We start from the raw sequence: 21,841 nt of genomic DNA, 5'->3' as shown, positions 1-21,841 counted from the left end.
GCGGGCGGCCTGAATAGATTACTGCCAAACAGGCATGAGCGACGGTTGTCGCCGCCTACGCAGCGCTGTCGAGCAAGCATCGGGAGGCCCGGAATGTGTTGCAGGATTCTCCCACCCAGCGCGAGGTAACGCGTCGCGGGTGTATCAGGTCGGCGCGGGTGACGCCTCATGTCTGCTGAGCGGGAGCCTGCTTGCGGCGAAACCCGCTGTAGCGAACCCCGAATTGTTCGGATTCACCCGAACCAAGTCAAGTGATGCCGCGGCCCGCTCCTACTGTGACGGGATACCGTAAGGCGCACTATCGCCTCGGCTATAGTGGCATCGGGCTTCGCCGAGACTTCAGGGAATCTCCATGCGATGCATGATCCTCACTGGCCTTCTGCTCATCAGCCTGAGCGCGAGCGCCATGGCTGGCCAGGTTTACACCTGGACAGATGAACAGGGCATGTCCCACTTCAGCGGGCGCCCTCCGATCGACCAGGCAAGCAGCGCGATCGATACGACCACTCCTGGCCCCCAGCTGCCCGTTCCGAAAAAACTGCCGTTAGTCCAGGCGAAAGACCTCGAACAGAAAGCACTCGAGCGCAAAGTGAGGCGCGAAAGCGCCATACAGGGAGCCGAGCGCTCGGAATTCTGTGAAACCGTGCGCACCGACCTGACCCGCCTGGAGAACAATCCTAGGCTACGCGTACAACAGATGAAGGGAGAGATACGCAGATTGAGCGAGGAAGAACGTCAGGCCCGCATCACCGACGCCAAACGGGCCATGAAACACAGTTGCCGCTGATCAACCGGCAGCACGCTCCCCACCCGAAATCAGCCGGTCGACCTCACCGATCACTCCCAGTAGGCGGGCTACTTCGGCGGGCCGCTCGCGGTAGGCCAGTTCGGCCATCGGCAGAATTCCCGAGGAGGCGGGAAGAGTCCTGTTCTCCTCGACGATCACCTTCATCCGGGGCAGGAAGATCCATTGCAGCCACTCTTCGAAAACCAGGGTGTCGATGCAGAACGGCTGCTCGCTGGATAGCGCCTCGTCGCTCGGCGGCGATGAAGCCCACATTCCGAGAGCCCGAAGCTCCTGCTCGATCAGCAGCATCTGCTCGGCCAGCGCCGGGATACGCACATCCATCACAGATTGACCCGCCCCCGCTCGCGCGCTTGGGCAGCACCGGCCGCATCCCCCTGACGCTCACGTGCCTGGGCGATCAGATTCCACAGACTGGCCTGCAGGGCCGGACGACCGCTGGCATAGGTCAAGGCGCGACGCGCCAATTGCTCGGCCTGGGCGGCATCGCCCTGGGCCAGGCGCACCTCGGCCAGCCGGTAGAGCACCTGCGGTTCGCGCGGAGCAATGCGCTGCGCTCGCTCCAGACTGGAGGAGGCGCTTTCCAGATTGCCGCTGCCCTGCTCCTTCTGCGCCGTGGTGAGTAGCGCTAGAACCGGCCCATCGAGCTGCTCGTCGGCTGCCAGAGCACTCGAAGCACTGCTTGAAGCGGCGGAGTTCACGCCCGGAACGCCACTCGATGGTCCGCTGGGCACGGAATAGTCCGCAGTATTGCCGCCAATCGAGGTGGTGGCGGTGATCGGTTGCGAAACGCTCGACGCCGCGCTGTCGGAGGTGCCAGGCGCCGGGTAGGCCTGGATCGGCGCCGAGCCGGCACCCCCTCCGGGCACCATCACCACCACCTCGGAATCCTGAGCGGAAGCCGGGGCTTGGAATACCGGGGCTTGGGGTACCGGAGCCTGGGATGCCGCCGCCGCAGGGGAGCGGGAAGCCACACCACCGTTGCCTCGTCCTTGCTGCCGGTCATACACCGAGCCGCTCGCCTCGACCACGGGAATGGAGCCACGCTCAACCGTCGCACAGCCGCTCAGCAGAACGCTCGTCGCCACTGCCCCCATCAACCACCTGTTCACCTGGCACCCTCTTTGTTCAATTCGACCAGCCACGCACCCAATCCATGACATCTTGAACATTCTCGATCACATCCTGCACATTGCCCTCCGGAGCCTGCGGCAGGCCACAAGCGGGCCCCGGTGGCGGCTCGCTGCCCCGGATATAGGGCATCTGCACCGCATCCGGACAGCCCTGCTCGGAACCCAGCCCGTTGCGCGCATTCACCCAGGCCAGGGCAACATTGTCCGGCATCGGCATATCCAGCGGCAGCGGATCGGCCTTGGCCATGAAGTCCGTCCAGACTCTCAGTGCCCCGGTGGCACCAGTCAGCGGGGTCTTGCCGTTGTCGTCACGCCCTAGCCAGACCACCGCCAGCAAATCCTGGCTGAAGCCGGCGAACCAACTGTCGCGTGAATCGTTGGTGGTACCGGTCTTGCCGGCCAGCGTCAGCGAGCGTGGCAACTGGCTGTAGACCGAACGGCCGGTCCCCTCGCGCATCACCCGTTGCATGGCGTTCTGCAACAGATAAATGGCCCCCGGATCGAAACGCTGCTGGATCTGGAACGGATAGCGCTTGAGCGGCTCGCCGTCGGCGGTCAGGACACTGCGGATACCACGCAACGGCGTATTGAATCCGCCACTGGCGATGGTCAGGTACATGCTGGTCACTTCCATCGGCGTTAAGGCCCCAGCGCCCAGCAACATCGACGGATAAGCTGGCCATTCGCGATCGACGCCCAGACGCGCCAATGTTTTCAGCACGTTCGGCACGCCCAACTCGAGGCCGAGCTTGGCGGTCGACAAGTTGTAGGAATTGGCCAGCCCCTGATAAAGATAGATATCGCCATGGGCCTGATGGTCGTAGTTCTGCGGGCTCCAGAGCTGGCCGTCCTGGCCCTTCACCGAAAAAGGCACATCGGCCAGCCAACTGGTCAGGGTGTACTGGTTGGGCCGCTCCAGCGCGGTGAGATAGACGGCCGGCTTGATCAGCGAACCGATCGGCCGCACCGCATCCAGAGCCCGGTTGAAACCGGCAAAACGCGGCTGCCGACTGCCGAGCAAGGCCAGCACTTCGCCGGTCTCCGGATTGCTCACCACCATCGACGCCTCGACCGGATCACCGCCCTTGCCGATGCGCTTGAAGGTGCTCTGCACCGCAACCTCGGCCTTGCTCTGCAGGATCGGATCCAGGCTGGTGAAGATGCGCAGCCCCTCCTCGGTGAGGTCGGCCTCCTGGTAGTCCTCGCGCAATTGACGCTTGACCAGGTCGAGGAATGCCGGATAGGAACTGTTGGCCATACTGCCGCGGGTGGTGACGCCGAGCGGCTTCTGCTTGGCGGCTTCGGCTTGCGCCGCATCGATCACCCCCTGCCCGACCATGAGGTCGATGACCAGGTTGCGCCGCGCCAGGGCTCGCTCGGGGTTGCGCCGTGGATTGTAGTAGGTGGGCCCCTTGACCATGCCCACCAGCAGGGCGATCTGATGCGGTTGCAACTCGGCTAGCGGCTGGCCGAAGAAATACTGGCTGGCCAAACCGAAGCCGTGCACCGCGCGATTGCCGTCCTGCCCCAGGAACACCTCGTTGAGATAGGCCTCGAGAATCTCGTCCTTGTCGTAGTGCAGCTCCAGCAGCACGGCCATCATGGCCTCGGTGGCCTTGCGCACCAGGCTGCGCTCGTTGTTCAGGTAGAAGTTCTTCACCAACTGCTGGGTCAGCGTGCTGCCGCCCTGAACCACCCCGCCTGCCGTGGCGTTGACCCACAGGGCGCGGGCGATGGATTTCGGCGACACCCCGAAGTGGCCGAAGAACTCGCGATCCTCCACCGCCACCAGGGTTTCCACCAGGTAAGGGGGCAGTTCGTTGCGCTGGACCAGGATGCGGTCCTCGTTGTGCGACGGGTACAGGCCGCCGATCAGCAGCGGCTCCATCCGTACGACGGCCAGGTCCTTGCCGGCGGCATCGCTCAGGCCGGCTACGGAGTCGCCGGCGAAGCGTACACGGATCCTCCGTGCCGGCTCGTCGCCCTCATAGAAGCGAAAGCCCCGACTGTGCAGTTCGACGGTGTTGCCGGATACGAAGGCCGAACCCGGTCCGGCGACGGCCTCGCGGCGATAGCCGAGCGCATCCAGCTCGGTGAGAAAATCCTGTTTCGACAGCTTGAGACCGGAAAACAGCTCCAGCGGCCGCGCGTAGACCTTGGCAGGCAGCGTCCAGCGCTTGCCGGAAAATTTCTCCTGAATCACGGCATCGAAATAGACGGCGAAACCAGCCAGCACCACTAGACCGACGAGGGCAAGCTTGGCGCTCCAGCCTAGCCAGGAACGAAGGACACTGGAACGACGGGGAGGGGGGGATTTGGGGGAGCGGGTACGTGTCATGGCGGCACATTATACGCACTTTACTCACCCTCGATAGCGCAGCCTAGCGGTTTGCAGGACCGGCCGCAGCAGCCATAATGCGGCTTTCCGCCCGACAGCCTCGACAAGGACTGACCGTGAGCCAAGCCCTGATCAACGCCCTGCAGAACCCCGCGCTCTATCCGCACGCGGTGACTGAGTTCAAGGTCATCGAGACCCACATATCCTGGGTCCTGCTCACCGGCCCCTATGCCTACAAGTTCAAGAAAGCCGTCGACTTCGGCTTCCTCGACTTCACCGGCCTGGCGGCACGTAGGCACTTCTGCGAAGAAGAGGTGCGCCTGAACCAGCGCCTGACCCGCGACCTTTACCTCGAAGTCCTGCCGATCACCGGCAGCGAGAACGCCCCGCAACTGGCCGGCGAGGGTCCAGTCATCGAATACACGGTCAAGATGCGCCAGTTCCCGCAGAGCCAGTTGCTCGGCGAAATGCAGGCCCGCGGCGAACTCGCCCCCGAGCACATCGACGCCCTGGCGGAACGGATCGCCAGCTTCCACCTGCAAGCGCCGAAGGTGCCGGCGGAACATCCGCTGGGCGGGGCGGAAGCCGTGATGAGCCCGGTGCGGCAGAACTTCGAGCAGGTTCGCCCGCTGCTCGCCGAACCAGCCGACCTGCAGCAGCTCGATGCCCTCGAGGCCTGGGCCGAAACCAGCTTCGAGCGCCTGCGGCCACTGCTCGAGCAGCGCAAGACCAATGGCTTTATCCGCGAATGCCATGGCGACCTGCACCTCGGCAACGCCACCCTGCTCGACGGGCAAGTCGTGCTGTTCGACTGCATCGAGTTCAACGAGCCGTTCCGCCTGATCGATGTCGTGTGCGACGCCGCCTTTCTCGCCATGGACCTGGAGGACCGCGGTCTCAAGGGACTTTCCCGACGCTTCGTCAGCCGCTGGCTGGAGCTGACCGGCGATTACGCGGCCCTGCCGTTGCTGAACTTCTACAAGGCTTACCGCGCCATGGTTCGCGGCAAGGTCAACCTATTCCGCCTGGCTCAGGAAGAGCGTGCCGAGCGACGCGCCGCCATCCTCCAGCAGTACCGCAACTACGCCAGCCTGGCGGAACGCTACAGTGCGATTCCCTCGTGCTTTCTGGCCATCACCCACGGAGTGTCCGCCGTCGGCAAGAGCTATGTTGCTCAGCGTCTGACGGAAGAGTTCGGTGCTATCCGCCTGCGTTCGGACGTGGAACGCAAGCGCCTGTTCGGCGAACAGCCGGCCGCCGACCGGGACCTGCTGGCCAGCGGTATCTACAGCGCGCAGGCCAGCACGGCGACCTACGAACACCTGCATCGACTGGCGGCCGGCGCCCTGCAGGCCGGCTTCCCGGTGGCGATCGACGCCACCTACTTGAAAGAAGCACAACGCGCGGCCGCCAAGCAGGTCGCCGAGGACAACGGTGTCCCCTTCCTGATCGTCGACTGCCAGGCCCCCGAAGCCCTGATCGTCGAATGGCTCGCCGAGCGTCAGGCTGCCGGGAAGGATCCGTCTGACGCCACGCTAGAGGTCATCCGGGCGCAACAGGCCAGCCGCGACCCCCTGACCGAGGCCGAGCAGCAACGCAGCCGACGAGTCGATACCCACCTCACCGCCAGTCTCGACGATCTGATGGCACGCATGCGCAATCACCTCCCCCACCTTTAACCAGCCGTCCCCGAAGGCGTCCATCGGGCGCCTTCTTCGTCTTGAAGCGGCGGACCGGCAGAAAAAAATCAGCGCCACTACTTGACCAACAAATGAGAAGCTTTATTATTTGAAAACTGATCGCGAGATCAGCGGTAAACTGACAGAGCGGCTACTCTTCAGGTTATCTCCTCATCAGGCTAATTACGGTTTTCGACCCGGCTCCGCCGGGTCTTTTTTTGCCTGCTCGCCGGTAGCCCGCATCTCGGCACAGTAGTCGCGAAGCTGCGTCGCCGGGGTGTACCAGACATAGTCGGCGGCCTTCGCCTCCACCACATCGCCGACCTCGGCCAACAACAGCACGATACTGCCGCTCGCCCCGCCGAGATCGGCCAGGTGCAGCGGCACGCCCAGATCGCGCCGTACATGGTAGGCACCAGCCAGCAGCAGGGCCGGCTGCGGTGCGGCCAGCAGTCGCTCGGCCATGCGCCGGTCACGCTGTTGCTGGACGGCGAGCATCGCCGGCAACTGGGACGCCGGCAACTGGCCACAGTGGGAAGCGCCGATCTGCGCGAGCAAGGCCTCGCGCACCCGTGCATCGTTCGAGGCCGGACCGGACAGCTCCGGCCGTTCGGCATAGATACGGCTCATCTCCTGCCTATCCAGATTGGCGGCCAACAACGGATAGGGCTGAGCCAGCGCATAGCGCAGCAGTGGACCGTACAGCGCCCAGTCCCAGCCCTGGCGCCAAGCCAGCGCCGCGGGCAGATCCTCCGGCGCGCGGCCGGCGGCGAACGCGGCCTGGGTCGCCGTCACCCGCGCCTGCTGGTCGGGCTCGAGCATCTCCAGCAGTAGACTGCCCTGCGCCCGCCGCCCGGCCAAGGCTTCGAGCAGCCATGACTGGAGAACATGATGATCGGGATTGTCGTGCTTCTCGCCGACCAGCAGCCGAGGCGCCGAAGCCAGCCGCTCGACCAGTTGCTCCGGCGTCAGGCTGGCACCACTGCGCAAGTCGAGAATAGTGCCGGGCCCGTTCTCCTGCCGCGTCCGCTCGACCTGCCAGTCAGGCAATGGCGGCAGACTCCGGCAAGCGACCAGAAGGATCAGGCAGACGAACAGAAATGAACGCATGAACTCTCCTCAGCGCGCCACGATCAGCGGATGCCCCCGCTCCGGATGGCGCTGCACCAGTACGTCGAGACCGAAGACCGCCTTGAGCGGCCCGGCACGCAAAACCTCCTCGGGATTGCCGAGCGCCTGCGCACGGCCATCGGCCAGCAGCAGCAGGCGATCGCAATAGCGCGCCGCCAGATTCAGGTCGTGGAGCACCACCAGTACGGCCGTGCCCCGCCCGGCGAATTCCCGCACCGCCTGCAGAATGCTGTGCTGGTGCAGGGGATCGAGCATCGAGGTCGGCTCGTCGAGCAGGAGCACCCGCCGCGCTCCGCCCGGCCAGAGTTGCGCCAACACCCGCGCCAGATGAACTCGCTGGCGCTCGCCACCGGACAGGCTCAGGTAACCACGCCCGAGCAGATGGGCAATGTCGGCCACCGCCAGGGCCCGGGCGACAATCTGCATATCGCGCTGCCGACCGCTGGCATGGGGCAGTCGGCCGAAGCCGACCACCTCTTCGACGTGAAAGGCGAACTCCAGCGCCGGGCTCTGCGGCAACACCGCCAACCGTCGCGCCCGCTCTAGTCCTGGCCAGTCGGCCAGCGCCCGGCCATCCAGGCGGACCTGGCCCGCCGTCGGACGCAATTCGCCGGAAAGCGCCGCCAGCAGCGAAGACTTGCCCGCCCCGTTCGGCCCCAGCACACCGAGCAGTTCGCCGGGCCGCAGATCCAGGTCGATCCCCCTCAGCACCTGCCGGCCGCCGCGCTGCACCGCTAGCCCCTCGACCCGCAGCATCAAAGCGGTTCCCGCCGCAGCAACCAAATAAAGAAAGGTGCGCCGAGCAGCGCCGTGACTATGCCGAGCGGCAGCTCGGCCGGCGCCAGTAACAGGCGCGCCAGCAGATCGGCGAACAGCAGCAGGCTGGCGCCGCCGAGCATAGCCGCCGGCAGCAGCAGGCGATGATCCGGTCCGCAGAGCAGACGCAGCAGGTGCGGGACCAGAAGACCGACGAAACCGATCAGTCCGGCCGCCGCCACCGCCGCCCCCACGCCGAGGGCCGTGCAGAACACCAGTTCACGCTTCAGCCACTCCACGTCGAAACCGAGATGGCGTGCTTCGGACTCGCCCAGCAGCAGGGCATTCAGCGCCCCGGCGCGACGCGGCAGCCAGAGCGCTACGCCCAGGGTCGCCAGCAGCAGTGGCCAGAGCCGGGCATAGCTAGCGCCGCTCAAGCTGCCCAGGTTCCAGAAGGTCAGCCGACGTAGCGCGGTATCGTCGGCCAGATAGCCGCACAGGCCGACCGCCGCGCCGGCCAGGGCACCGAGGGCGAGCCCGGCGAGCAGCATGGTGGCGACCCGGGTCCGGCCGTCGCGCCGCCCCAGTCGATAAACCAGCGCGGTCACCGCCAGCCCACCGGCGAAAGCGCTTGCCGATAGCAGATAAGGCGACGCCTCGGGGGACTCGCCGACGCCAGCGACGATTGCCAGAGCAGCCCCCAGCGCGGCGCCGCTGGACACACCGATCAGCCCGGGATCGGCCAACGGGTTGCGGAACAGAGCCTGCATCGCCACCCCGCTCAGCGCCAGCACGCTACCCACCGCCAGGCCGAGCAGAGTCCTCGGCAGACGGATCTGCCCGACGATCAGTTCGGCTTGCTCGAGCCCCTCCCCGGACAAGGGCAGCCCGGCCAGGCGCAACAGGGCCAGCAGGGAGTCGACCAGGGGCAACCGCAGCGGTCCCAGCGCCAGCGACAGCCAGAAGGCGAGCAGCAGCAACAGACCCAGAGCGGGCAACAGGATGCAGGAACGGCGAACGCGGACGCTCATGAAGAACTCTGACGACGAACGTGGCGGCAAGCATAAGAGGCGATCCGGCCAATCACCAGCGCACGACTTCCACCTGCCTCTACCGGCCGGGATAATCCCGGCTTTTCGGGAGGTGTCATGAAGCTTCTCTGTGCCGGAAACACCCTTGGCGAGGGGCAAAGCCGCAGCTTTTCGCTCGAAGGCCGGAAACTTCTCGCAGTCCGTCGGAACAACCGGGCCCTCGTCTACCTGAACAGTTGCCCGCATCTGGGCATTCCGCTGGAATGGCAGCCTGAGCGTTTTCTCGACGCCAGCGGCAGCCTGATCCAATGCGCCACCCACGGCGCGCTGTTCCTGATCGACAGCGGCGAGTGCGTATCCGGCCCCTGCGCCGGAAAGCGCCTGCCGCGCATCGACTGTCGTGAGGACGGGACCGGCATCTGGGTACGCCTGTAAGCGCCGCCCTTACAGACACACGTCGAGCCGCCGCACCAGCCGGATCGCCGTAGGCGACAGCTCGGCGCCGTAGGCGAGCACTTCGACACCCGCCGCCACGGCTTCGCGCAGCGCCTGCGCATAGCCTGGGTCGATCTCCGCCGCCGCGCGCACCGCCGCGATGCCGGACAGGCTCACGCAGTACAACTGCACCGTGCGCATGCCCTGCCGCGCCAGGACCGCCAACTCGCGCAGGTGCCTGGCGCCGCGCTCGGTGCGGGCATCCGGGAAGGCGGCGACCGGGCTGTCGGCGAAGCCCAAGGTGACGCTCTTCACTTCGACGAAGGCCGTTCCGTCTGGATAGTCCAGGCAGAAGTCCACACGGCTGTTCTCCAGCCCGTAGCGGACTTCTCGCCGCAGTTCGGCAAAGCCCGCCAGCTCGACGATCGAGCCGGCGCGCAATGCCTCCTCCACCAACGAATTGGCCCTCGCGGTATTCACGCAAGCCAGCCGCCCCTGTGGGGTCTCGCTCAGCTCCCAGGTGCCCGGCAGCTTGCGCCTGGGGTCGTTCGATCGGCTGAACCAGACGCGCCCGCCCTCAGCCATGCAGTTGAACATGGAGCCGGTGTTCGGGCAGTGGATGCACAGCGCCTCGCCGGCCGGCGTCTCGATGTCGGCGAAAAAGCGCTTGTAGCGGCGCATCAGGCGCCCCTCTTCCAGCGGCGGATCAAAACGCATCGGGTCGCCAACTCCTCAGGCCACGGGCGATGCGCTCAACCGCCTGCTCCAGGCGCGGCAGGCTCTGCGTGTAAGCGAAACGCACATGGCGGCCGGCCTGGTGCCGGCCGAAATCGACGCCTGGGGTGATGGCGACGAACTCGCGCGCCAGGAAGTGTCGGCAGAAGGCAAAGGCATCCCCGCCAAAGGCGCCGATATCGGCATACAAATAAAAGGCCCCTTCGGGCTCCACGGCGATGCCGAAACCCAGTTCGCGCAGCGCCGGCAGCAGGTAGTCGCGGCGCCGGGCGAACTCGGCGCGGCGCGCTTCGAGAATCGCCAGGGTTTCCTCCTCGAAGCAGGCCAGGGCAGCGTGCTGGGCCAGGGTCGAGGCGCTGATATAGAGGTTCTGCGCCAGCTTCTCCAGTTCGGGCACCGCCGCCGCAGGCGCCACCAGCCAACCGAGCCGCCAACCGGTCATGCCGAAATACTTGGAAAAACTGTTGAGCACGAAGGCATCGTCGTCCACTTCCAGCACACTGGGCGCATCCACACCGTAGGTCAGGCCATGGTAGATCTCGTCCACCACGAGATGGCCGCCACGCACACGCAGAGCGGCGGACAGCGCCGCCAGTTCGTCGCGACGCAGCAGCGCTCCGGTGGGGTTGGCCGGCGAGGCGACCAGGGCGCCGACGCTCTGCGCGCGCCAGTATCGCTCGACTAGCTCCGCGGTCAGTTGGTAACGCTGCTCCGGTCCGACCGGGACCAGTTGCGCACCTCCCTCGACCAGGCGCAGGAAATGACGGTTGCAGGGATAACCGGGATCGGCCAGCAGCCAGTGCCGGCCCGGATCGACCAGCAGGCTGGTAGCCAGCAGCAGGGCACCCGAGCCGCCGGGCGTGATCAGGATGCGACCGGGGTCTATAGTCAAGCGATGACGCAGGGCGTAGAAGCGGGCGATGGCCTCGCGCAACTGCGGCAGGCCGCGCGCGGCGGTATAGCGGGTGTGCCCGGCCGCCAGCGCCGCCTGCCCGGCGGCAACGATAGGCGCCGCCGTGGAAAAATCCGGCTCGCCGATTTCCAGGTGGATTACGTCGTGGCCCTGGGCCTGGAGTTCGTTGGCGCGGGCCAGCAGGGCCATGACATGAAAGGGTTCGATGGCGCGACTGCGCGCACTGTAGGGCATGGGCCTTCCATCAAATGGGGGCGAAAGAACGGATTCTACTCCGCCGGGACCGCTCTGGCAGCCGCCATGGCAGGAGCCGGGGAGTAGCGCGGCCCGATGGCTTCTGGTAAGTTCGGCCGCTTGCGGTCGCAGGGCCGACATCCGTCGGCAGGGAACATGTGCCTGCGTGTATGGATTAGAGAAAGCGAGGCGGTCATCCATGCCCACCAAAGCAAAACAGAACAACTTGGTTCGCGGTTTCGTACCCTACCCGGAAACCCCGGGCGAGGAATACATGAGCGAGAATATGCGCGCTCATTTCACCAACATCCTCAACAAGTGGAAGCAGGAGTTGATGGAAGAGGTCGACCGCACCGTGCACCATATGCAGGACGAGGCCGCCAACTTCCCCGATCCGGCCGACCGGGCCAGTCAGGAAGAGGAGTTCAGCCTGGAACTGCGTGCCCGTGACCGTGAACGCAAGCTGATCAAGAAGATTGACGAAACCCTGCAACTGATCGAGGAAAACGAATACGGCTGGTGCGACTCCTGCGGCGTGGAAATCGGCATCCGCCGCCTCGAGGCGCGCCCCACCGCCACCCTGTGCATCGACTGCAAGACGCTTGCGGAAATCAAGGAAAAGCAGATCGGCAGTTGACCCTGCACGCGGGGCGCCTCGGCAGCGCCCCCTCGCGTCCGCGGCCCGATGGGTTGCCGGCGGCGATCGCCAGCCAGCCGGGCGCCACCCGCGCATGATCGTCTCCCCGCCCGCTCCCTACGTCGGTCGCTTCGCTCCTACTCCCAGCGGCTACCTGCACTTCGGTTCGCTAATCGCCGCCCTGGCGTCCTATCTGGATGCGCGCCACGCCGGCGGTCGCTGGCTGCTGCGCATGGAGGATCTCGATCCGCCCCGCGAGGTGCCAGGTGCCCAGGCGGTCATCCTCAAGACCCTGGAAGATTATGGTTTCGAGTGGGACGGCGAAGTGGTGCGCCAGAGCGAGCGTCTGGCAGCGTACAGCGAGACGGTCGAGCACCTGCTCGAGCGGGGACTGGCCTATGCCTGCACCTGTTCGCGCAAACGACTGGAGGGATTTTCCGGAATCTATCCGGGCTTCTGCCGGGAGGCCGGACGGGCCAGCTGCGACGCAGCCATCCGCCTGCGCGTGCCGGAGTGCGAATACGCCTTCGTCGACCGGGTGCAGGGCACCTTCGCCCAGCAGCTCACCCGCGAAGTCGGCGACTTCGTGATCCGCCGCCGCGACGGCCTCTACGCCTACCAGTTGGCGGTGGTCCTCGACGACGCCTGGCAGGGTGTGACCGACGTAGTGCGCGGCGCCGACCTGCTCGACTCGACCCCGCGCCAGCTCTACCTGCAGGAACTGCTCGGCCTATCCCGGCCGCGCTATCTGCATGTGCCGCTGATCGTCCAGCCGGACGGCCACAAACTCAGCAAATCCTATCGCTCGCCACCGCTCCCCGCCGAACGGGCCAGTCCGTTGCTGCAGCGCGCCCTGCGCACGCTCGGTCAGTGCCCGCCAGCTGGGCTGGAGCGTGCCCGTCCGCGGGAGCTGCTCGACTGGGGCATCGTCCACTGGGATGCGGAACGCATTCCGCGCCGCAAAACCCTGGCCGAGGCCACGCTCGGCTGAATGCTCTTCCGACGGAATACCGTCACGCTTGCGCCGGCGCGCGCTTCCATTACCATCGCCGACGCCATTACCCATCCACCATGGAGGCACGCCATGTACATCTACCGACTGGTCCTGCTGCTGGTGGTAGGAATCTATCTATTCTCCCCCGCCATCATGGACTGGTGGATCGACCCCAACGGTGCCTGGTACCGACCGTACCTGCTGTGGCTGATCCTCATCGTGGTGACCTTCATCCTGCAGAGTCAGCCCGACGCCGATGAGCTTTAGCCTGAGTGAACTGCTGCTGATCAGCGCCGCCTACCTGCTGACCCTGTTCGGCGTCGCCTGGCTCAGCGAGCAGGGCCTGATCCCGCAGCGGCTGATCCGTCATCCGCTGGTCTACACCCTGTCCCTCGGCGTGTATGCCAGCGCCTGGGCTTTCTACGGTGCGGTCGGCATGGCCTACCAGTACGGCTACGGCTTTCTCGCCTGCTACCTGGGGGTTTCCGGTGCCTTCATGCTGGCGCCGGTGCTGCTCTACCCGATCCTACGCCTGACTCGCACCTACCAACTGTCGTCCCTGGCCGACCTGTTCGCCTTCCGCTTCCGCAGCACCTGGGCCGGCGCGCTGACCACCCTGTTCATGCTGGTCTCGGTGCTGCCACTGCTGGCCCTACAGATCCAGGCCGTCACCGACTCGGTGGGCATCCTCATCCAGGAGCCGGTGAAAGCACGCGTGGCCCTGAGCTTCTGCGCCCTGATCATGCTTTTCACTATCCTCTTCGGCTCGCGGCATATCGCTACCCGCGAGAAACACCAGGGCCTGGTCTGCGCCATCGCCTTCGAGTCGCTGGTCAAGCTGGTGGCCCTCGGCGGTATCGGGCTCTATACGCTGTACCGGGTGTTCGATGGCCCCCAGGGCCTGGAGCAGTGGCTGCTGCACCAGCGGGAAGTGCTGGGCACGTTGCACACGCCGCTGCAGGAAGGCCCCTGGCGTACCCTGCTGCTGCTGTTCTTCGCCTCGTCCATCGTCATGCCGCACATGTACCACATGACCTTCACCGAGAACCTCAACCCCCGCGGCCTGGCCAGCGCCAGTTGGGGCCTGCCGCTGTTTCTATTGCTGATGAGCCTGGCCATCCCGCTGATCCTCTGGGCCGGCATGCGACTGGAAGTCGCCATTGGTCCGGAATATTTCACCCTGGGCGTGGGTCTGGCGCTGGAAAACGCGCCCCTCACCCTGCTGGCCTATGTCGGAGGACTGTCCGCCTCCAGCGGGCTGATCATCGTCCTGACCCTTGCCCTGTCCGGGATGACCCTCAATCACCTAGTGCTGCCGCTGTACCAGCCGCCGGCCGAAGGCAACATCTATCGCTGGCTGAAATGGACGCGGCGCACGCTGATCATCGCCATCATCGCCGCCGGCTACGCCTTCTACCGAATGCTGGACGCCACCCAGAACCTGTCCAACCTCGGCGTCACCGCCTTCGTCGCCACCTTGCAGTTCCTTCCCGGCGTGCTCTCGACTCTCTACTGGCAGACCGCCAACCATCGCGGCTTCATCGCCGGCCTCCTGGTCGGCATGACGGTATGGCTGGGCGGCATGATGCTGCCCATGCTCGGCAACCTGCAGGACGTGCACCTGCCACTGCTGAATTTCGTCTACGCGCTGGACGACACCAGTTGGCACTTGGCTGCGATCACCTCACTGGCCGCCAACGTGCTGGTGTTCTCCCTGGTATCGATATTCACCGAGCCGAGCCCCGAGGAGCGCAGCGCCGGCGAAGCCTGCGCCGTGGACAACGTGCGCCGGCCGCAGCGCCGCGAACTGCTGGCCACCTCCGCCCAGGAGTTCGCCGCCCGGCTGACCCGCCCGCTCGGCGCCAGGACCGCCCAGCGCGAGGTGAAGCAGGCCCTGCGCGACCTGCACCTGCCGTTCGACGAGAGCCGCCCCTTCGCCCTGCGCCGCCTGCGCGACCGCATCGAGGCCAACCTGTCCGGCCTGATGGGACCGAGCGTGGCGCAAGACATCGTCGAGACCTTTCTGCCCTACAAGACCGCCGGCGAAGATTACGTCACCGAAGACATCCACTTCATTGAAAGCCGCCTGGAGGACTACCGTTCGCGCCTGACCGGCCTGGCCGCCGAACTAGACACGTTGCGCCGCTACCACCGGCAGACCTTGCAGGAACTGCCGATGGGCGTCTGCTCGCTGTCCAAGGACAAGGAGATCCTCATGTGGAACCGGGCCATGGAGGAACTCACCGGCATATCCGCCGAGCGCGTGGTCGGCTCCTGTCTGACTACCCTCGACCCCGCCTGGCGGAACCTGCTGGAGGACTTCGTCCAGCGCTCCGACGAACACCTGTACAAGCAGCGGCTGTCGTTGGACGGCCAGATGCGTTGGCTCAACCTGCACAAGGCGGCGATCGACGAGCCCCTGGCCCCAGGCAGCAGCGGCCTGGTCCTGCTGGTCGAGGATCTCACCGAAACCCAATTGCTGGAAAACAAGCTGGCGCACTCCGAGCGCCTGGCCAGCATCGGCCGCCTGGCCGCCGGCGTGGCTCACGAGATCGGCAATCCGATCACCGGCATCGCCTGCCTGGCGCAGAACCTGCGCGAGGAGCACGAGGAGGATGCCGAACTGGGCGAGATCAGCAGCCAGATCATCGACCAGACCAAGCGGGTGACGCGCATCGTCCGCTCGCTGATGAGCTTCGCCCATGCCGGCAGCCACACCCAGGCCAGCGAAGCGGTGTGCCTGGCCGACATCGCCCGCGAGGCGATCGGCCTGCTGTCGCTCAACCGCGAAGGCACCGAGGTCAGTTTCCTCAATCTCTGCGATCCCGGCCACTGCGTGGTCGGCGACCCTCAGCGGCTGGTGCAGGTACTGGTCAACCTGCTTTCCAACGCCCGTGACGCCTCCCCTCCCGGCGGAGTCATCCGCGTGCGCAGCGAGGCCGTGGAACAGAGTATCGACCTGATCGTCGAGGATGAGGGCAGCGGCATCCCCAAGGCCATCGCCGACCGTCTATTCGACCCCTTTTTCACCACCAAGGACCCAGGTAAGGGGACCGGCCTCGGCCTAGCACTGGTCTATTCGATCGTGGAAGAGCATTATGGCCGGATCGCCGTCGACAGCCCGGCCGATCCCGAGCGGCAACGCGGGACCCGCATCCGGGTCACCCTGCCACGGCATATCGACATGGCGCCGGTGCCGTGAGACCGTTGAGAGAGTCCGTCCGATGCCACATATTCTGATCGTCGAAGACGAAACCATCATCCGCTCCGCCCTGCGCCGCCTGCTGGAACGCAACCACTATCAGGTCAGCGAGGCCGGCTCGGTGCAGGAAGCCCGGGAGCGCCAGAGCCTACGCGGTTTCGACCTGATCATCAGCGACCTGCGCCTACCCGGCGCGCCCGGCACCGAACTGATACGCCTGGCCGAGGGTATCCCGGTGCTGATCATGACCAGCTATGCCAGCCTGCGCTCGGCGGTGGACTCGATGAAAATGGGCGCGATGGACTACATCGCCAAGCCCTTCGACCACGACGAGATGCTGCAGACGGTGGCGCGCATCCTCAACGAGCGCCGCCAGGCGCCGGCCGCCCTGGCCGAACCGGCAGCCGCCCAGGCCAGCGGCGAGATCGGCATCATCGGCTCCTGTCCCGCCATGCGCGATCTGTTCGGCAAGATCCGCAAGGTCGCCCCGACCGACTCCACGGTGCTGATCCAGGGCGAATCCGGCACCGGCAAGGAACTGGTCGCCCGCGCCCTGCACGACCTGTCGAAACGCGCCAAGGCCCCGCTGATCTCGGTGAACTGCGCAGCGATCCCGGAAACCCTGATCGAATCCGAACTCTTCGGCCACGAGAAAGGCGCTTTTACCGGCGCCGTCGCCGGACGCACCGGCCTGGTCGAAGCCGCCGATGGCGGCACCCTGTTCCTCGACGAGATCGGCGAACTGCCCCTGGAGGCCCAGGCGCGTCTGCTGCGCGTGCTGCAGGAGGGCGAGATCCGCCGGGTCGGCTCGGTGCAGTCACAGAAGGTCGATGTCCGCCTGATCGCCGCCACCCACCGAGATCTCAAGGGGCTGTCCAAGACCGGCCAATTCCGTGAGGACCTGTTCTACCGGCTCAACGTCATCTCGCTGAAGCTGCCAGCCCTGCGCGAGCGCGACGGTGACGTTTTGGAGATCGCCTGGGCCTTCCTCAAGCGCCAAAGTGAGCGCATGAAGTGCGGCGAGATGCGCTTCTCACCCGAGGCCGAGCAGACCATCTGCCAGTACGCCTGGCCGGGCAACGTACGCGAACTGGAGAACGCCATCGAGCGCGCGGTGATTCTCTGCGAAGGCCAGACCATACCGGCTGACCTGCTAGGCGTCGATGTCGAACTGGAAGACGAGGATTTCGCCGAATTGCCCGACCCCGAGGTCAACGGCAGCCACGAGCCCACCGAGGATCTCTCGCTGGAAGACTACTTTCAACACTTCGTCCTGGAGCATCAGGACCACATGACCGAGACCGAACTGGCCCGCAAGCTCGGCATCAGCCGCAAGTGCTTGTGGGAACGTCGCCAGCGTCTCGGCATTCCGCGCCGCAAGTCGAGCGCTCCCAGCTCCTGAAGGACATTGGGTAACAACCGGCCGCCGACAGGCTGTTACCCCCGAAAAAAGTGGTAACAGAAACCGAGTCGACAGGTAACCAAGGCTCGGCCATCCATGCCACACGATCAACCAAGAAATATCCAAGTACCTGATTTGAAAGGAATTTTATTTTCTGGCACGACATCTGCAAATTAATTCTTACAACAACAATAACAAGACGTACCGCCCACAATAAGAACGACGACACGACTCCAGCCTAACAAGAACAACGACGCGGAGACGGAGCCAACCGATTTTTTTGGAGTAGGCGCATGCCCGCTGGGCGAAGCCCGCAGCCAGACCGAGAACAACAAAACTGCCACGAAGCAGCACCCGAACTGGTAGGTCCGCAGGACCCTAGGCAATATCTGCAACCAAAGAAATCCGTTTGCTATTGGCTCCCCATTGGGGGCCATCCCGGAGCCAAGGAGCCAACCGGGACGGGCGCACAACAAGAACAACAAGCCCGGAGCAGAACAAGAACAACGCACGCACCTCGATTCGAAAGGGAGCTTCGGCTCCCTTTCTGCGTCCGAGGGCCGTTCCGGTTTCATCCATCTTCCCGTACCGGTGCTAGAATCCGCAGCCATTCCGCGGTCAGGCGCATTTCTGGCCGGCCACTCCGTCAAGCAGTGCACCTCCGATGCTGAAGAAGCTGTTCAAGTCCTTTCGCCTGTCCCTGAACCGCCCCCATCCGCGCAGCACGCCGGAGGTCCTTGGCAGCCAGCAGCATTCGCTGCGCCGCGCCGACATCAGCCGCCATGCCGTCAGCGTGGTGGAGCGTCTGCAAAATGCTGGCTACCAGGCTTACCTCGTTGGCGGTTGCGTCCGAGACCTGCTGCTCGATATCGAGCCGAAGGACTTCGATGTCGCCACCAGCGCCACGCCCGAACAGGTCCGTGCCGAGTTCCGCAATGCACGGGTGATCGGCCGCCGCTTCAAGCTGGCCCATGTACATTTCGGCCGGGAAATCATCGAAGTCGCCACCTTCCGCGCCCACCATCCGGACGATGAGGAAGATGACGAGGACAACCATCTGGCGATGCGCCACGAAAGCGGCCGGATCCTGCGCGACAACGTCTACGGCACCCTGGAAGAAGACGCCCAACGCCGCGACTTCACCATCAATGCCCTGTATTTCGACATCGCCCATGAGCGCATCCTCGATTACGCCCATGGCGTGCACGACATCCGCAATCATCTGGTTCGCCTGATCGGCGATCCCGAGCAGCGCTACTTGGAGGACCCGGTGCGCATGCTGCGCGCCGTGCGCTTCGCCGCCAAGCTCGACTTCGACATCGAGCATCACAGCGCCGCACCGATCCGTCGGCTCGCACCGTTGTTGCGCGACATTCCCGCTCCCCGCCTGTTCGACGAGGTGCTCAAGCTGTTCCTCTCGGGTTACGCCGAAGACACCTTCGAGCTGCTACTCGAATACGACCTGTTTGCCCCGCTGTTCCCAGCCACGGCTGCGGCCCTGGAGCGCAACCCAGATTATGTCGAACGGCTGGTCCGCCATGCCCTGGCTAATACCGACGAGCGCATCGCCCAGGGCAAGCCGGTGACTCCCGCCTTCCTGTTCGCCGCCCTGCTCTGGCCAGCCCTGCCATCCCGGGCCCTGGAATTGCAGAGGCGCGGCATGCCGCCGATCCCGGCATTGCAGGAGGCAGCCCATCTGGTGCTCACCGAACAGTGCCGGCGCACTGCGATTCCCAAGCGTTTCACCCTGCCCACTCGGGAAATTTGGGACTTGCAGGAACGCCTGCCGCGCCGCCAGGGCAAGCGCGCTGACCTGCTGCTCGAGCATCCACGTTTCCGTGCCGGCTACGACTTCCTTCTGCTGCGCGAGGAGGCCGGCGAGCAGACCGGCGGTCTAGGCGACTGGTGGACCGACTACCAAGAGGCCAGCGACAGTGAAAGACGCAGCATGATCCGCGCCCTCGGCGGCAAGGACGAAGCCGGCAGCGCTCCGCGCAAGCGCCGCCGCCCCAACCGGCGCCGGCGCGGTTCGAGCGATGTGCCGGAGCGGGACTGATGGAGCGCGTCTATATAGGCCTGGGCAGCAATCTGGGCGACCCCGCCATGCAGTTGCGCGTCGCCCTCGACGCCCTGCGGACCCTGCCAGGTACACGCCTGGTGGCGGTTTCCGCCTTCTACGACAGCGATCCCCTGGGTCCCGCCGACCAGCCGTGCTATGTGAATGCCGTCGCCGCGCTGGACTCCGCATTGGCCCCCCTGGAGCTGCTCGACGCCCTGCAGGCGATCGAGCGGAAACAAGGCCGGGTACGCAAGGCCGAACGCTGGGGTCCGCGCACCCTGGACCTCGATATCCTGCTGTTCGGCAACCGCCAATTGCACGAAGAACGCCTGATCGTCCCCCACTACCATCTCCACGCGCGCCCCTTCGTGCTCTATCCACTGGCAGAGATTGCTCCCGGGCTGCGCCTGCCAGATGGCCGCCTACTCGATGAACTGCTCGCCGCCTGCCCGGCGCAAGGATTGCGCCGTCGTAGCGAATCCTGAACGGGTGCCCAAAGCGGCAATTGACTTGAAGCCCCCCAATCAGGACTATAAGCCTCCCATTGTCTCGCATCGGTGCCCACCGATGCTGTCCCGGACGACACCGACATGCCCGACGTAACCCTGATCACTCTGCAAGGACTCAAGCAGCGCGGCGAAAAGATCGTCATGCTGACCTGCTATGACGCCACCTTCGCCCAGATCGCCAGCCAGGCAGGCATCGAGGTGCTGCTGGTCGGCGACTCCCTTGGCATGGTTCTACAGGGCCACGACAGCACCCTACCCACCAGCGTGGCCGAGATGGCCTACCACACCACCTGCGTCAGACGCGGCAACCGCGGCGCGCTGATCGTCACCGATCTGCCGTTCATGTCCTATGCCTCGCTGGACCAGGCTCTGGAGAGCAGCGCCCAGGTCATGCGCGCCGGTGCCCATATGGTCAAGCTGGAGGGCGGTGCCTGGCTGTGCGAAACCGTGACGCGCCTGGCCGAGAACGGCATCCCGGCCTGCGTGCATCTGGGCCTGACTCCGCAATCGGTGAACCTGTTCGGCGGCTACAAGGTGCAGGGCCGCGACGAAGGGCGAGCGCGCCAGCTGCGTGCCGATGCCGAAGCCCTGGAACGGGCCGGGGCAGCCATGCTGCTGCTGGAATGCGTGCCCAGCCCGCTGGCGGAACAGATCACCCGTGCGGCAGGCGTGCCGGTCATAGGCATCGGCGCCGGTGCCGCCACCGATGGCCAGGTCCTGGTCATGCACGACATGCTCGGGCTGTCCCTGACCGGGCGCACGCCGAAGTTCGTGAAAGACTTCATGGCCGGCCAAGAAAACATCCAGGCGGCCTTCGCCGCGTACGCACATGCGGTCAAGCAAGGCGAATTCCCAACAGCCGAACATGGATTTTCAGCATGATCACCCTCAAGACCGTCCGCGAACTACGCGCCGCCATTGCCCGGGCCCGAGGCGATGGCAAGCGCATCGCCCTGGTTCCGACCATGGGTAACCTGCACGCAGGACACATCGCGCTGGTGGAGAAGGCTCGCCAGCGTGCCGACTTCGTAGTCGCCAGTATCTTCGTCAATCCCTTGCAGTTCGGCCCCGCCGAGGATCTCGATAAGTATCCACGCACCCTCGCCGCCGATCAGGAAAAACTGCTCGAAGGCGGTTGCAACCTGTTGTTCGCCCCCAACGCCGAAGAGATGTATCCGGGCGGCATGCAGGGACAGACGCGCATTTCCGTCCCCGTCGTCTCCGAAGGGCTCTGCGGCGCCGCGCGCCCTGGCCACTTCGAAGGTGTCGCTACAGTGGTGACCAAGCTGTTCAACATCGCCCAGCCGGACATCGCCCTGTTCGGCGAGAAAGACTACCAGCAACTGGCGGTGATCCGCACCCTGGTACGCGACCTCAACATGCCGATCCAGATCTTCGGCGAACCCACTGTACGCGCCGCCGACGGTCTGGCCCTGTCCTCACGCAACGGTTACCTGAACGACGAGCAGCGCAACGTGGCGCCGGCGCTGTACCGCACCCTGAGCGACATCGGAACGGCTATCCGGGCAGGCGAACAGGACTTCGTCGGGCTTTGCACCCAGGGACTGGAGGCGTTGCGCCAAGCCGGTTTCCGTCCCGACTACCTGGAGATCCGCGAGGCTGCCAGCCTGCGCCCGGCGGCTCTCGGGGACCTTCGGCTGGTCGTGCTCGCGGCGGCCTATCTAGGCAATACCCGCCTGATCGACAACCTGAGTGTCGACATCGCCTGAACATTGACGAAGTCTCGCCGGAACGGCCCGCAGGTCGGCCCGAGCGGGTCGTTTTCTTGATCACCCCTGGCGCTTGAGGCAAACTCAGCCGCCGCCAGTGGAACCTGAAGAGGAATTG

General features: G+C 65.4%; 20 protein-coding genes. 12 read left to right on the top strand and 8 right to left on the bottom strand.

Annotation, left to right across the window (positions count from 1 at the left end):
- Positions 1-352 precede the first annotated feature (352 nt).
- Complete coding sequence (locus ACGI6K_RS03165) at positions 353-787, top strand: DUF4124 domain-containing protein (RefSeq protein WP_376948046.1); 435 nt, start codon at positions 353-355, stop codon at positions 785-787.
- Here the strand turns inward: ACGI6K_RS03165 and ACGI6K_RS03160 are convergent, their stop codons facing one another.
- The 3 genes from ACGI6K_RS03160 to mrcB are packed head-to-tail and all read right to left on the bottom strand — an operon-like array spanning position 788 to position 4,276.
- Positions 788-1,129, bottom strand: a complete 342-nt coding sequence (locus ACGI6K_RS03160) for a YqcC family protein (protein WP_376948047.1) — start codon at positions 1,127-1,129, stop codon at positions 788-790.
- Positions 1,129-1,917, bottom strand: a complete 789-nt coding sequence (locus ACGI6K_RS03155; protein ID WP_376948048.1) for a tetratricopeptide repeat protein — start codon at positions 1,915-1,917, stop codon at positions 1,129-1,131. Before ACGI6K_RS03155 ends, ACGI6K_RS03160 begins: the two co-directional genes overlap by 1 nt.
- A gap of 16 nt (positions 1,918-1,933) precedes the next feature.
- Complete coding sequence (gene mrcB, locus ACGI6K_RS03150; RefSeq protein WP_376948049.1) at positions 1,934-4,276, bottom strand: penicillin-binding protein 1B; 2,343 nt, start codon at positions 4,274-4,276, stop codon at positions 1,934-1,936.
- A 116-nt stretch (positions 4,277-4,392) separates the two neighbouring features.
- Here mrcB and ACGI6K_RS03145 point away from each other — a divergent pair, with 116 nt between their 5' ends.
- Positions 4,393-5,955, top strand: a complete 1,563-nt coding sequence (locus tag ACGI6K_RS03145) for an AAA family ATPase (protein WP_376948050.1) — start codon at positions 4,393-4,395, stop codon at positions 5,953-5,955.
- A gap of 183 nt (positions 5,956-6,138) precedes the next feature.
- On the opposite strand, the gene ACGI6K_RS03140 is transcribed toward ACGI6K_RS03145, so the two are convergent.
- Genes ACGI6K_RS03140 through ACGI6K_RS03130 form a run of 3 tightly spaced genes read right to left on the bottom strand, consistent with a single transcriptional unit; the run spans position 6,139 to position 8,873 of the window.
- A complete protein-coding gene (locus ACGI6K_RS03140; protein WP_376948051.1) occupies positions 6,139-7,065 on the bottom strand; it encodes a ChaN family lipoprotein in 927 nt (308 codons plus the stop codon).
- Positions 7,066-7,074: 9 nt separating this feature from the next.
- On the bottom strand, positions 7,075-7,842 hold the full coding sequence (locus ACGI6K_RS03135) for a heme ABC transporter ATP-binding protein (RefSeq protein WP_376948052.1): 768 nt from the start codon (positions 7,840-7,842) through the stop codon (positions 7,075-7,077).
- Positions 7,842-8,873, bottom strand: a complete 1,032-nt coding sequence (locus ACGI6K_RS03130) for a FecCD family ABC transporter permease (protein WP_376948053.1) — start codon at positions 8,871-8,873, stop codon at positions 7,842-7,844. Before ACGI6K_RS03130 ends, ACGI6K_RS03135 begins: the two co-directional genes overlap by 1 nt.
- 117 nt (positions 8,874-8,990) lie before the next feature.
- On the opposite strand from ACGI6K_RS03130, the gene ACGI6K_RS03125 reads away from it, so the two are divergent.
- Positions 8,991-9,308, top strand: coding sequence for a Rieske (2Fe-2S) protein (locus tag ACGI6K_RS03125; RefSeq protein WP_376948054.1), 318 nt, complete (start codon positions 8,991-8,993; stop codon positions 9,306-9,308).
- 9 nt (positions 9,309-9,317) lie between these two features.
- Here ACGI6K_RS03125 and sfsA read toward each other — a convergent pair whose 3' ends face one another.
- The gene (sfsA, locus tag ACGI6K_RS03120; protein ID WP_376948055.1) at positions 9,318-10,025 is read right to left on the bottom strand and encodes a DNA/RNA nuclease SfsA; all 708 of its coding nucleotides are present in this window, start codon (positions 10,023-10,025) and stop codon (positions 9,318-9,320) included.
- A complete protein-coding gene (locus ACGI6K_RS03115) occupies positions 10,015-11,190 on the bottom strand; it encodes a pyridoxal phosphate-dependent aminotransferase (protein WP_376948056.1) in 1,176 nt (391 codons plus the stop codon). Before ACGI6K_RS03115 ends, sfsA begins: the two co-directional genes overlap by 11 nt.
- Before the next feature lie 199 nt (positions 11,191-11,389).
- On the opposite strand from ACGI6K_RS03115, the gene dksA reads away from it, so the two are divergent.
- From dksA to panC, 9 genes are all read left to right on the top strand, one after another.
- Positions 11,390-11,827, top strand: a complete 438-nt coding sequence (dksA, locus tag ACGI6K_RS03110) for an RNA polymerase-binding protein DksA (RefSeq protein WP_012702755.1) — start codon at positions 11,390-11,392, stop codon at positions 11,825-11,827.
- Between the two features lie 94 nt (positions 11,828-11,921).
- On the top strand, positions 11,922-12,818 hold the full coding sequence (gluQRS, locus tag ACGI6K_RS03105; protein ID WP_376948057.1) for a tRNA glutamyl-Q(34) synthetase GluQRS: 897 nt from the start codon (positions 11,922-11,924) through the stop codon (positions 12,816-12,818).
- Positions 12,819-12,911: 93 nt separating this feature from the next.
- On the top strand, positions 12,912-13,088 hold the full coding sequence (locus tag ACGI6K_RS03100; RefSeq protein WP_012702757.1) for a hypothetical protein: 177 nt from the start codon (positions 12,912-12,914) through the stop codon (positions 13,086-13,088).
- Positions 13,078-16,023, top strand: a complete 2,946-nt coding sequence (locus tag ACGI6K_RS03095) for an ATP-binding protein (protein ID WP_376948058.1) — start codon at positions 13,078-13,080, stop codon at positions 16,021-16,023. Before ACGI6K_RS03100 ends, ACGI6K_RS03095 begins: the two co-directional genes overlap by 11 nt.
- A 22-nt stretch (positions 16,024-16,045) precedes the next feature.
- On the top strand, positions 16,046-17,425 hold the full coding sequence (locus ACGI6K_RS03090) for a sigma-54-dependent transcriptional regulator (RefSeq protein ID WP_376948059.1): 1,380 nt from the start codon (positions 16,046-16,048) through the stop codon (positions 17,423-17,425).
- A 664-nt stretch (positions 17,426-18,089) separates the two neighbouring features.
- Entirely contained in the window at positions 18,090-19,481 is a 1,392-nt protein-coding gene (locus ACGI6K_RS03085; protein ID WP_376948060.1) for a polynucleotide adenylyltransferase PcnB, read from the top strand.
- A complete protein-coding gene (gene folK / locus ACGI6K_RS03080; protein ID WP_376948061.1) occupies positions 19,481-19,969 on the top strand; it encodes a 2-amino-4-hydroxy-6-hydroxymethyldihydropteridine diphosphokinase in 489 nt (162 codons plus the stop codon). The genes ACGI6K_RS03085 and folK overlap by 1 nt, the downstream gene beginning before the upstream one ends.
- A 105-nt stretch (positions 19,970-20,074) precedes the next feature.
- A complete protein-coding gene (gene panB / locus ACGI6K_RS03075) occupies positions 20,075-20,875 on the top strand; it encodes a 3-methyl-2-oxobutanoate hydroxymethyltransferase (RefSeq protein ID WP_376948062.1) in 801 nt (266 codons plus the stop codon).
- Positions 20,872-21,723 carry a pantoate--beta-alanine ligase gene (panC, locus tag ACGI6K_RS03070; RefSeq protein WP_376948063.1) on the top strand — a complete coding sequence of 284 codons (852 nt, stop codon included), beginning with the start codon at positions 20,872-20,874 and terminating at the stop codon, positions 21,721-21,723. The genes panB and panC overlap by 4 nt, the downstream gene beginning before the upstream one ends.
- The last annotated feature ends 118 nt before the right edge of the window (positions 21,724-21,841 follow it).

Source organism: Azorhizophilus paspali (assembly GCF_043587585.2).
In the GTDB taxonomy this organism is placed as follows: Bacteria; Pseudomonadota; Gammaproteobacteria; order Pseudomonadales; family Pseudomonadaceae; genus Azotobacter; species Azotobacter paspali.
Note: the sequence above shows the minus strand (reverse complement) of the source record. Positions and strands in the feature narration are given on the sequence as shown.